Annotated in this window: 13 protein-coding genes and 2 tRNA genes; 3 read left to right on the top strand and 12 right to left on the bottom strand. The window is 55.8% G+C overall.

Annotated elements, in window-relative coordinates; translation table 11 throughout:
* Window positions 1–31: 31 nt before the first annotated feature.
* Window positions 32–105, bottom strand: a tRNA-Cys gene (locus IG197_RS27430).
* A gap of 264 nt (window positions 106–369) precedes the next feature.
* Complete coding sequence (locus IG197_RS27425) at window positions 370–633, bottom strand: hypothetical protein (RefSeq protein ID WP_067961585.1); 264 nt, start codon at window positions 631–633, stop codon at window positions 370–372.
* A 202-nt stretch (window positions 634–835) separates the two neighbouring features.
* On the opposite strand from IG197_RS27425, the gene IG197_RS27420 reads away from it, so the two are divergent.
* The 3 genes from IG197_RS27420 to IG197_RS27410 all read left to right on the top strand — a co-directional run bounded on the left by IG197_RS27420 (window position 836) and on the right by IG197_RS27410 (window position 2,878).
* Window positions 836–910 (top strand) — tRNA-Asn (locus tag IG197_RS27420).
* A gap of 127 nt (window positions 911–1,037) precedes the next feature.
* Window positions 1,038–1,544, top strand: a complete 507-nt coding sequence (locus IG197_RS27415) for a hypothetical protein (protein ID WP_192316064.1) — start codon at window positions 1,038–1,040, stop codon at window positions 1,542–1,544.
* 530 nt (window positions 1,545–2,074) lie between these two features.
* The gene (locus IG197_RS27410) at window positions 2,075–2,878 is read left to right on the top strand and encodes a hypothetical protein (RefSeq protein ID WP_192316063.1); all 804 of its coding nucleotides are present in this window, start codon (window positions 2,075–2,077) and stop codon (window positions 2,876–2,878) included.
* 248 nt (window positions 2,879–3,126) lie between these two features.
* Here the strand turns inward: IG197_RS27410 and IG197_RS27405 are convergent, their stop codons facing one another.
* The 10 genes from IG197_RS27405 to IG197_RS27360 all read right to left on the bottom strand — a co-directional run bounded on the left by IG197_RS27405 (window position 3,127) and on the right by IG197_RS27360 (window position 11,190).
* A complete protein-coding gene (locus IG197_RS27405; protein ID WP_192316061.1) occupies window positions 3,127–3,675 on the bottom strand; it encodes a hypothetical protein in 549 nt (182 codons plus the stop codon).
* Entirely contained in the window at window positions 3,672–4,184 is a 513-nt protein-coding gene (locus IG197_RS27400) for a hypothetical protein (protein WP_192316059.1), read from the bottom strand. The genes IG197_RS27405 and IG197_RS27400 overlap by 4 nt, the downstream gene beginning before the upstream one ends.
* A complete protein-coding gene (locus tag IG197_RS27395; protein WP_192316058.1) occupies window positions 4,171–5,622 on the bottom strand; it encodes a hypothetical protein in 1,452 nt (483 codons plus the stop codon). The genes IG197_RS27400 and IG197_RS27395 overlap by 14 nt, the downstream gene beginning before the upstream one ends.
* Window positions 5,612–5,788, bottom strand: coding sequence for a hypothetical protein (locus tag IG197_RS27390; protein ID WP_192316056.1), 177 nt, complete (start codon window positions 5,786–5,788; stop codon window positions 5,612–5,614). Before IG197_RS27390 ends, IG197_RS27395 begins: the two co-directional genes overlap by 11 nt.
* Window positions 5,785–6,099, bottom strand: a complete 315-nt coding sequence (locus IG197_RS27385) for a hypothetical protein (protein ID WP_246765263.1) — start codon at window positions 6,097–6,099, stop codon at window positions 5,785–5,787. The genes IG197_RS27390 and IG197_RS27385 overlap by 4 nt, the downstream gene beginning before the upstream one ends.
* 593 nt (window positions 6,100–6,692) lie before the next feature.
* The gene (locus IG197_RS27380) at window positions 6,693–8,864 is read right to left on the bottom strand and encodes a VapE domain-containing protein (RefSeq protein ID WP_192316054.1); all 2,172 of its coding nucleotides are present in this window, start codon (window positions 8,862–8,864) and stop codon (window positions 6,693–6,695) included.
* Window positions 8,861–9,214: a hypothetical protein gene (locus IG197_RS27375; protein WP_192316052.1), complete on the bottom strand. Its 354-nt coding sequence runs from the start codon at window positions 9,212–9,214 to the stop codon at window positions 8,861–8,863. Before IG197_RS27375 ends, IG197_RS27380 begins: the two co-directional genes overlap by 4 nt.
* A 130-nt stretch (window positions 9,215–9,344) precedes the next feature.
* Entirely contained in the window at window positions 9,345–9,530 is a 186-nt protein-coding gene (locus tag IG197_RS27370; RefSeq protein ID WP_192316050.1) for a hypothetical protein, read from the bottom strand.
* Window positions 9,531–9,532: 2 nt separating this feature from the next.
* Window positions 9,533–9,715 (bottom strand): AlpA family transcriptional regulator, encoded by a 183-nt coding sequence (locus tag IG197_RS27365; protein ID WP_192316049.1) that lies wholly within the window; start codon window positions 9,713–9,715, stop codon window positions 9,533–9,535.
* A gap of 197 nt (window positions 9,716–9,912) precedes the next feature.
* Entirely contained in the window at window positions 9,913–11,190 is a 1,278-nt protein-coding gene (locus IG197_RS27360) for a site-specific integrase (RefSeq protein WP_192316047.1), read from the bottom strand.
* Between the last annotated feature and the right edge of the window lie 259 nt (window positions 11,191–11,449).

The raw sequence follows: 11,449 nt of genomic DNA, 5'->3' as shown, positions 1-11,449 counted from the left end.
TCAGCGGCTTAACTGCCAAGGTGTGGCAGAATGGAGGCCTCGCCCGGAATCGAACCGGGGTGCAAGGATTTGCAGTCCTCTGCGTAACCACTCCGCCACGAGGCCTCGCCGCTTCGGGCGTCTACAGCGCTCCAATAGGTTGCCAGGATTCCGCCGTCAAGCGGGAGACGACTCTTTCTCCGTGGGTTTTGGCTGCCGCCACGGCAAAGGACCTAGGAAAGGCTCAGCAAAGGATTTGATCATGCACCGCAGCAGCAAGAATCGCAGCAACGCCCTTGTTTTCCCTCCAGACGCGGCTCGGCCAACGCCTTCGCAGCGTGCCCGGGCGGTGCAAGGGCGATGTCGGGCGATTCCCTGGCGTCGCTTGCGCTAGTTCGCTGGCCGCTTGCGCCGCTCCCACCAGATGATCAGCCTGCGGCGTACGCGGCGGACGACATGGAATTCGTGCGACAGGACCAGAAGTCCGAGCGGAATCATCCAGAAGCCAAGCACCGGCAGGAAGCCCAGCAGGCCAAAGAAGCAGAGGGCGACGCCGATGCCGATGCGCACCCCGCGCGAACGCGGCATGGCGAATTCGCGGCCGAAGATCGAAATCTTGCGTCTGGGTGGCTGCTGGGGGCTGGCGCTGGTCATTATCCCTGCATTTGCTCGATGAAGCCTGTGCGCCCGAATGACGCGCCAAGCCGGCAAGAGGCTTGGTAAAGCGGACATATGAGGCCGTCCCGGGGTGATTACCAGAAAGCTGTCTGGGAAAAACTCGCAAAAAGGTTCGATTACCGCTTTGCAAATCGAATTCCCGTTGCTATACGCCGCCTCGTTCACACCAGAGCGCTGTTCCCCGGTAGCTCAGTGGTAGAGCAACCGGCTGTTAACCGGTTGGTCGCTGGTTCGAATCCGGCCCGGGGAGCCACCTTTCCAAAAGCAGGGCAACATTTGGGGCAACAAAGCCTCACGGTTTGTTGCCCGTGGAAAAGCCCCCTCCCTTTCCGACATCTGCCGACTCTGCCTATGTTGCTCCGCTACGCAGCGGGGACAAAATGGGCGAGCTTCCACTTTTCACGATTGTGAAGGACATCCTTCTTTTCGGTATCGCCGCTTATGGCGCATTGCTGTCCACCTTCAATTGGCGTCAGGCCAAGGATCGTGATCGCCGAAAGGTACTGGTCAAGGCAGGTACCACGATGCTGACCTACACAAACGGACAGCTCGGCGCGCCGTTCGCGAGAATCGAAGGTATCAACGTCGGCCATCGCCCCGTGACAATCACCACGCTGGCTTTTGAGCTGCCGAACAAGGCGCGGCTAGTCGCAACATCTTTGGACAACCTCACTGGGATGGACGATACCCGCCTCCCCGCCAAACTGTCTGATGGGGAATCAGCACGCCTTCACATGTCGTATGCTGATATTGCGGGGTCCCTCAGTCGGGCTGGGCACACCGGCAAAGTGAAAATTTTCCCGGTTGCAGATGACTCGGCAGGCACCAGCTATCGCGGCGACGTATGGGTGGTGGATATCGAAGAGTTCCGGCAAATGGCACTGTGATCGCACAGCCCGAAAAGGTGAAACATTCACCCGATGGTTGCACCCGACGTCAGCGTTGCGTATATTTCGATTCGAACTGGCAAGACACTTGCCGCCGCAGTCCGCAATTAGGCCGCTAGCCCCTAGCCGCCCCGCTGCCGACCAAGCGTGCCGCAAACAAGCCGTGCCAGCAATCACAGATTACACCCAACCAAAAGGTTGGAGGAAGCACCTGCTTCGACGGAAGCGGAGTCATTTCATCGCGTATCGATCCGCGTCACCCTAATTTGCCGGTGCGCGCCCGGCTTTCCCGAAAAGGAAAGCTACCCATGGACATCATTGTCCTATTTGGGAAGGGTTTCAGAATACGGCTGAGTGCTCGTTTTCTGGCAACCGTCGCCTTCTTGGTGACCTACTGTTGACAACTGAGGCGGCGCGCAAGGGCCGCCTCTTTCATTTGGGGACAGCTCCGCTCGGCGTTTTGTTGATTTCAGATGCACGCATGCGAAGATTACGAATCTAAATGGCGCAAGGCGCAACGGGGGATTTAGATGGGTGACAAGCAACCGTACCGAAAGATGACGCTGCTACACAGGACCGCCCTCACCTTCGAGTCCTTTCTACACCGTGAGTTTAACGAACGCTTCTATCGAGAGGAATTCCTCAACGGTATATGCGCGCGCCGGTTAGAGGTTGTCGCGAGAGTGGGAAAAGCCGCAGGGCAGACGATGATCCTAGCTACATTGTTAGCGTTCTTCGATCTGATTTCAGGGAGCGTGAGTTATAGCGGGCTAACTCTGCAAATAACGCAGGATTTGGCCCCTGTTATCGCATTCCTGACAGCGGGCGCCCTATTGAACACCACATTCGCAATGATCGATGAGCAAATCATTTATCGCATATTCTCAGCCCTCGGTTCCAACATCAACATTCAGAGCATTCAGTTGATGTTGGTCGACAAGATGGCTCACAACTTGTGGGCCGAAGCGCTTGTACCTCGGCGCTTCGGCGAGAAATCAGGAAAAGGCCATTCGGTAGCGTTCATAGGCCTAAGCTTGCTGGTAATGGGCGTTTCAGCGTTCTTGCTGCTTTATCCGGCGTTCATGGTGACATGGACCTTTTGCAACGTGATCAATTCGGACGGCCGGATTGTCGCAATCTTTATCGCGGCAGCAGCCTTCGCACTGGTGATATGGGCGCTTCTGCTTGGTCTCATTTTCATCGTGAAATTCAAGTTCTATCCTGCAGACTGGATCGAATCGACAGACCAACCGACAGATGATTTCATCCGTCGCATGCAGGCGGAGATAGCTAGAGGCGGCCAAGACTTAGACCGCCCTGAATCTCCAAAATAGTTGACCCTCAGCGCGCACCATATACTCACCAAGTCATAAGCCGTTACGCGCAGTTCGTGAGCGATTGCGCCTGACCCTGGCAGAGGCCCACTGCCTTATGCGCCCTCTGAAATGGCGCGCCCCGCTATGCAGAGTAGCGGGGCGCTGCGGACGGCTGGACGAGGAAAAGTACACGCCGCCGCTCTATCTCGCCGCAGCGCACCGGCTTCTGAAACTCCCATGGTTAGGCGGTGCGATACGACGGCTTACTACCGATAAGCGACACTGGCGGGATGGCTTTCCGCGATGCCGTAAAGTCGTGCAAACTCAGCGGTTGCGCTGGCCTTGCGAAACGCGGTCGTTTCATCCTCACCAAATGAAGACATTCGGCTTTCGACAAGGTCACGCATCCTGCGCAACGCATCCGTCCGCTCAACTGGAATAGTAGTTCGGAAGGCCGTATCGACCGACTTTGATACGTTGAATGAAGCAGCGTTCAATTCGTCATATGCGGAAGGGTTTGAGGCCAAGTACTCAGACACAGCCTTATCGCGCGTAATGCCGCGCTCGGAGGCAAGCTTGTTGATAGCGGTTTCGTGATTGTTCACAGAGGTTTTTCCTTTCTCGATAGGCGTTACGGAAGTTGCGGCGACAATTGATTTCACGAGGGCGAGAAAAGCCCCGCCATCATCTTCAGCGGACAAAGGCGCATCAGCCTTCATGATCGTGGCAAGGGCGTGCCGTTGGGCCGGTTCTGTCACGAAGCTGATTTCGTGCAGTTTCAAATCTTTGACCCGGTGACGTTTCTTCACGGTCATTGCGATACCAGCCGATTTACGAACGACGCATCGAGTTGCAGAAAGCCACGCGTAGCCGGTCCGCCACGAGCGATGTCGGCATATGCGCCGATGCCATGATTGTTCAGGCACGAACTAACGGAGGCGCGATGTTCGGCAATATTTCCGCCAACCCATTCTGCGCCTGCCCTATCTCGCACCAGCCGTGAAAGCTCTCTACGGCGGCGCAATGCATCGAAAAGGGCCTTCGCTGCGGCGTCGGCGTCGGCGCTGGCCTTCAGGAACTCACGTGCATATGCACGTGCCTCGTCAAGCCGAGCGGCTTTCCGCGCTTCATCCTCAGCAGCACGCTCGGCGTCAAGCTTTTCCTGCTCAACGGCAAGCTTGGATTCAATCTCTCTCCGCTTTTCAGCGTGGAAAGCGTCTATTTTCTCAAGTTCCGCAGTCAATTTGTCTTTTGCGTTTGCCATGACAAATCGATTAGCAATAGTTTTATGTTGTTGTGAACAATTATTTTTAAAAATATTCAAAACTTCGTTCGTCCATCAGAACTTTGACACCAGCAAGAGCGAAACGCTGAATTGGTTTGCGTAATGCTAGATACACAGCGCCAGCAACGCTATTTGCGATGTCATCATGCTTTCCGCGTGGATGGCCGATTTTTTCCCGACCACCACCAGAAGCATAGCGCTCCAAACCACACAATTGCTGTGTTAGACGCGCGTTTTCGGTAAGCCTTACTTGTCCGCTGTTTATCGTCGGCACGAGGGATGCAAACAGTTCGGAGGCGGTCAAACTGGACGGTTTGGGGTCGATACCGGCACGCCGCCAAGCGTCCCTGTTGAACTCCGCCGCATATCTATCTGTGGTAATCGACGTGATGCCGTAGCGGCCTAGCAGTGGTGCGAAGTCATCGGCAATTACCGCATCTGGCGAGAATTTCGGGCGGCGTTCGGCCACCACATCGATAATGGCGCGATCATGTTCGACATGGGCTATGGCAAGGGTGAACGAGTCCTGGCCGGAGCCACCAGCCGGATCAGCAAAGGCAACGTAACGGATTCCCAACTCGGGCGGACGCTCGATGACGCCGCGATCTGTGGCAGCTTCCACAACGACACGATCAAGCAAGTTCGTGACGCCATCGGCAAACTCACCTGCGTATTCCGAAGCGGCGCGAACACTGTCACGAGCAAAGGCGCGGGCCACGACCTTCTGAGGCAGTGTTTCGTTGAATTCGCGCGATGCACCCTTTGCCACCAAAATGGCCGGATCACCTTCCGCGCCGTAACTCGCCTTGAATGTTTCGTAGAGTTCGCCGCGCTTAGCCCATGGGGAGCTGATCACCCATAGCAAGCCGCCAGACGTTGCGAGCGCGGGACGGACAGCGTTGAGGATATCGGCATCGGAATTTGCAGCGCCTTCGTCAGTGGACCAAAAGGCCACTTCGTCACCGATAGCCAATGGCGACGTGATGCCGCGAATGGTGCGATAGTTCGCCGGGCGCACCTCGATATCTACCCGGCTTCGCAGGCGTATCGTTTCGCTATTGCTGGACTCGATTTGCTTGGTAAGCACTGGAGAATCTTCGAGCACGCCCAGGACCGCTTGGAAGGCCTTATTTGCCTGCACCTGTGATGCCGCCATGATCGGTATCGATGCGCGTTCCCCGGATGCTAGGTACTCATGATTGCAAAGCGTTGCCACGTAGGCCGCAAGAGTGCCTGCCGCTCTCGTCTTGCCGCTTCGGCGTCCCGCAATGCCCCAAAATTCGTCAACCTGAGCCCCCGGCTCACAATCACGCCCGGTGAACGCGGTGAAAATAGCGCGCTCCTCGTCGCTTAGCGCCTCCCCCATCGCAGCGATCAAGAGAATGCGCCACGCACGCCACGAATAGCCGGGGAGCGCGTTTCCGAGCAACTTGGGATCGTTTAGGGCTTCGCGGATCGTCGTGCGCTTAGCGAGCATACGCGTCCCGCTCGATGATACGCTGCGCCATTTCGATAAGGCGCTTAGCCTCCGTTTCATCACCGCTGGTCAGCAGCACGCTAGCAGCGTCACGCAACAGCGCGTCAGCTTCGGGGATCGGCGCACGATCCAAAGCAGCCCGGAGGCTCATCACAAGCTCAATCATCGCGCGCCGCCCTTGAGGTAAGAGTCGAGGTCGGTTGCGTCCCGCATGACACGATCCAGCCCGAGCAGCTGCGCATCCCTTCGACGGGAATTGCTCAGCGTGGTGATGGGGCCGAGATCGACCTGTTCACCACGCAGCCACCTCGCCATCCCATCTTCGATTACAGCTGTCGAAACCGCCACAGCGTCCACGAGCGCGAGCTTGATTGCCGAAAGGTTATCCGCGCCGCCGAGGTCTTCGAGAATAGCCTGACGCAGCGCTACGGCCTGTTTGGCGGCATTGGTGCGTCCGTCGAGATCGGCCAGGGTCAACAGCGAAGCCTTACCGCGTCGATCACGAGGCTGTTGCACTGGTTTCGTCGGAGTATCTGCCGCAGAAACGGCAGGGAATACATACATACTTTTCACCTCATTTGTTGCCCGAAAGTTGCCCCGGACGTTGAACATAGAGGCCAATATCGTTGAAAATGTTACTGTTGCATAGGTTTAACTAATATCGAACAACCGGTTTTGTGCCGGATGGTCACAGAGGCAGAAAAAGTTGCTAACTCGCTTTATTTGCGTAGTGGCCCAAAAGCCTGCCAAACCACGAAGCAATCGCGAAATATGAAACGACAAACCGAGAATGCCACAGGGAATGTAGCAAATGCAGCAAATGTAGCGAATGCAGCATTTTTCTATTAATTGCCCGAGAATTTCACAGGGTTACATATCCGTCCTGTAATATCGCTTTTCGGAATTAATGACTATCTTCTACATTTGCTACACTAGCTACATTTAATCAATGTTTTCAAAGGATTGCGGCATGTAGCATTTTTGCTGAGCATGTAGCATTTTGCTGCATAGAAATTACGTAATTACCGCAACGAAAAACCCCCGTTAAGTAACGGGGGTTGTGATCGTAATTATGCAGGACTTTCGGCTGTGCGGACGTACGGTTGCCCGTGCGCGTTTCGCTTTCCTTTTCGCCATTTGAGGCGCCCGACAAGGATTGCAAGAATCCGCTTCACAACGCCTTGATGTAGCGATGCTCTAGGGATGCCAAGTTCTTCGGCAATATGGCCAACCAAAACACCGGACTTGTCGCGGACGTACTCGCGAATTTGGTCCTCCCATGGGTCGGCGTCGAATCGCTCTTCCGTCTGCTCAGCGATCAATCGTTCGGCTGCGGAGTCCGGCCACCACTTTTCGCCACGACTAAAGAGCGTAACCGCTTCGGCAAACAGTTGCTCTCGATCACGTTCCAGCGCTTCGATATCGCATCGTGTGATTCCGACAGGCCAGAAGCGGCGCGCTCCGGTTTCGTCGCGCAGATATGCAGCTTGGTTAGTTGTGCCAATAAACACACATTGCCGTGGTTCTTCGCTTTCGCAGCGCGCAAACGGACGGCGGTATCGTTCAACTTGCCGGGTGATGAACGATTTCAGGGTTTCGGCTTCGGCTTTCGACGTAGCGGCCATTTCCGCCAGTTCGATAATCCACTTTCCTGCAAGATGCTGAGAAAGGTCTTTGCCCCCGTGCTGGACGTTTGGGAGCCCATCAGAATACCACGGGCCAGCGAGCGTTGCCGGAACAGTCGATTTCCGAAGACCCTGGGAGCCCTCCAAGATCAACATGCTATCAACCTTGCAGCCGGGCCGCATTACCCGCGCCACTGCACTGATCAGCCACATGCGCCCAACGGTAGACGTATAGGTCGATGCTTCAGCACCGAGATAATCCGTCAGCCACGAATCGAGCCGAGGGTTTCCGTCCCATTGCAGTCCGCTGAGCCAGTCGCGCACCGGATGGTATGAACGCTCGCGGGCGAATTGTTCAGCGGCACGGTGGACGGTGTCGGCACTCAGTTTCGGCATTCCCGTCAATTGGAGATATTCAAGAATGTGCGAAATATCGGCATCGTTTATTGGTCTGATCGCGCGATCAGTTCCCGCATTTCGATCCATAGGCAACCATCCCATCAACATCACGGATGTTGCCATTTCGTCGTAGGCGAGCGTCTCTTTCAAACGCGGATCATTGCGGAAAGCCGTCAACGTGTTCGCGTGGTTGGCGCGGATAGTTCCGCGCGCTTCGCGATTGTCGTCACCAATAAGCGAGCGCCAATCGCCGCCGCTCGATGCCTGGGCGATTTGCGACATGGGCTTATCGTAAACCGGGCCTGGGCTGCGCAACGCGTTGCGCAGCGTTGCAGTCCGATACGCTTGTCGCTGCCATTTTCCGTCTTTGGCAAGTTTCGACATTCCGAACGCTTCGGCCATGCGCGCCGGGTTCCGGCCAAACCAAAACGCTAGGCGTCCCATTAGCGACATGTGGGCTACACTGCGATCATAGGGCTTGCAGGGCTCCTCATGCGGGAAGTGCTTGGCGAGTGCTGCTGCGTCAGCGCTCCACAGATCGGAGATCGAAGCGGCATCACCGAATGTCACTTTGAGGCTGTTGTTGCTGGCAAGCATCTTTTCCACGATTTCAGCGGTCGAGAGATGCCCGAGTGTCCACCGTGGGTCGTCCGTCACAGGCAGGTCCAACGCTTTGCCGGGCGCATCGGATTGCTGAACGACTGAAGCGAACGCCCCTGTGATGTTCACAAGGGGGCTACCCTGCTTCGAAAACTCGCTAAAGGCGATGAACCCGGTGCGGTTGAACCAATCGACACGGGTTAGGCCGCCAAACGCGACACTACCCTTTGCAGCATATTCGTCGGGGTTATCGATCTTGCCGAAGATGTGGCCGCCCGTGCCGCTAAGCGAGATTTCCGTCAGCGCGCCGGGGAACAAAGCGAACAGGTTGATTGCGTCAGGATGCCAAGCACCGGTCGCAGGGTCACGGCAGGAATCGGGGTCGAGCGCAACAATTCCGTCGCCGGCAAACACGAAGCCGATGGGTCTTCCTGTGGCCTTCACATCGGCATACGTCGTCCAATTTTCGGGATCGTTGCAGTCGGACGGGTTGCCAAACTTGTCGAGCGGAATCTTGTCCAACTTACCGCCTTCGCGCGGCTGGGTGCGGTACGTGATGAATCGCGGCGGGAGGGACGCGAGCGGATCGACAGAGGGGAATTGGAACTGATAGCTCATCGCGCAGCACCCCGCGCGATACGGGCCGCAGCAAGGTTATTCGGCAGATTTGCATGCTTCTCAAACAGACGCGCAATGACAAACGCAAAATCTGGAGCTAGCGAAGCATCAGAGGCGGGATCAAAAAGGTAGTAACTGGAACGCACCAGTACGCGGGCTAATTCGTCGCCAGTGACGGCGCGGCCATCTATCTTAATGTTCGAATTTGAAACATGTAACGCTACGCTACGAAGCGGGTGATAGGGATCGTTCAAATAATCATCTAGAATCGAACCGGCAGTAGCGAACAACGTTCGCCTATCAAAACGAACGGTTTTATATTGACTTCGGGTATGCGTAAGGGTATTCAATTGGCTTCCTTTTCTTAATTGGGTTTGATTTCACAGGCCGGGCCAAAATCCCGGCCTTCTTTTTGTTGCACATGGTGGGGTTCCTTATTCTGTGCGGCGAAACTGAAACTTTAGTGCTGAGTTCGAGCCGTTACGGCTGCGTGATATTCGTCTTGGCTAGAATGGTGTCGAATGTTTCTACAACATCCACGGGGGACATGCCGGGATCGAGATGAATGCGCCTCGTGTCGGCACCGGATGTTTCCACAATGCGCAACTGTGTCGAATTGATCAGGATTTCGGCACCTGTGCGCGTGGTCAGCCTCACAAGCGCCATCGTTATGCCGCCACTTGCTTCGACTGAATCCACTTGTCGATATCGGTTTCCAAAAAAGCGACGCGGTTTGCCGACAGCTTCAAAGGCTTCGGAAATTCGCCCGCCTTGATCAATCGATAGACGTGGCCGCGTGCGTAAGGAACGCCCTTTCGGCTTTTAAGTTCTTTCATTTGAATCAGTGTCATTCTCTGCTCCTTGCTGCCTACATGTTGTGTCTCACTGCGGCTTTCCCGCGTGCATTTAGTACTACAAACCAAATTACGCGGCTGCCAAGCGCTAACTATGTATGCGACAGTCTGTCACAGTTGACATCGTACAACCAATGAAAAGCCCGCCGCAGCGAAATCCGGGCGGGGGTCGAAATGATGGTAAATGTGAGTGGCTAGGCCGTCGCTTTCAACGGCACAACGTTGTCACCGACATGCAGCGGCGGCAGGCCGACGATCTCACGCAACCGGCGCTCCCATGCTTCCAGCGCGGCGCGCTTTTCGGTGAGCCGTTCCGATTTGTTATAGGTCTGAGTGAGCCGGTCGGTTTTGTGCCCGACCACAGCGTGAATCACGTCGTCGGTTATTTCCAGATCACCCATGTTCGTTTGCACGGTGCGCCGCAGATCGTGATTGACCCAATCGGGCAGCGATGCGGCTGGATCGTTTTCGCGCAGCGCTGCCAGCATGCCTTTATCGAGCGCCGCCTTGTCTTTGGCGTTAATGGTCACGGCATTTTTCAGCGGCGATATGAACACGGGGCGCAAATTGCTCTTGTGACCCTCCAGAAGCTCCCGAACCATCGTTGTCATCGGGATTACATGCGCCCGTCCCTGTTTCGTCCGGTCCGCTTCCAGCACGATGCGCTCACGCTCGAAATCGACTTCGGTCCATTGTAGTTTGCATGCTTCGTTCAACCGTGCGCCAGTCAGCAACAACATGCGGTAAGCATCGCGCATCGCGGCATGCAACTTGTCGGTAGCTTTCCAGAATGCCGCGATCTCCACAGGGGTCAGCACCCGCTCGCGAATCTGCTTCGTACCAATGACCTTTGAAACGCGCTTGGGGCGATATGGCGACGTGTCGAGCAACTCGACGTCTACGCAATAGCTGAAAAATGTACCGATCTTCTGGCCGATATTGAGCGATTGGCGCTGTTTGCCACGCGTGTTGATTGCCTCCAGCACTTCTAGAATGTCGGACATCGTGATGTCTTCGACGGCCCTACCCTTCCAGCGCGGCAAGCACTCACGCTGAAAATCGGCTTCGTCCTCTTTCCATTTCTTCACGCCGTCGCGCTTTCTCGCCTTGATAAACTCCGCCAGCACCGTTTCGAAAGCTCGCTCACGCTTCGCCTTGGTGGCACGCTCTGCAGCGTCTCGCGTCTCTTGTTCGGCTTTAGCCGGATCAACGCCTTTCTTGATCAGGGCAATCCACTCGCGGGCCTTGTCGCGGGCTTGATCCAGGGTCAGCGCCCCATATTCACCAAGCGCGCGGCGTGTCGGATTGGTAGAGCCGGGGAAGCGCGTTGTTAGCGTGAAGGTCACAGTACCCTTGTCTGTTACTCGTACGCCAAGGCCCGGCACAATGGCGTCTTGCAGATCGTAGCGTTTGCCAGTTTCGGCGGCTCTGAGCGCCTTCAAACGCTTATCTGTGAAAGTCTCGCGGGCCATGTGCGGCTATCTCCGGGGCAACGTTGGGGCAACAAAATTCGGGTGTAGGTATGTTGCCCCATGAGACAGGGAATTGCAACCAAACCCTTTGAATTAGCCTCTATGTCAACCGGCTTGTGACAACATGAGACATTATGATATCGGTCATATTCCGGCTGTTAACCGGTTGGTCGCTGGTTCGAATCCGGCCCGGGGAGCCACTTCATTGTCAAAGCATTGAAGTTTTCAGATCCGCCCTCGCCTTGGCGGGTCTTCGGTT

Origin of the sequence: Aminobacter sp. SR38 (genome assembly GCF_014843375.1) — a bacterium.
GTDB lineage: Bacteria > Pseudomonadota > Alphaproteobacteria > Rhizobiales > Rhizobiaceae > Aminobacter > Aminobacter ciceronei.
This window is presented reverse-complemented; position numbering and strand designations above follow the sequence as displayed.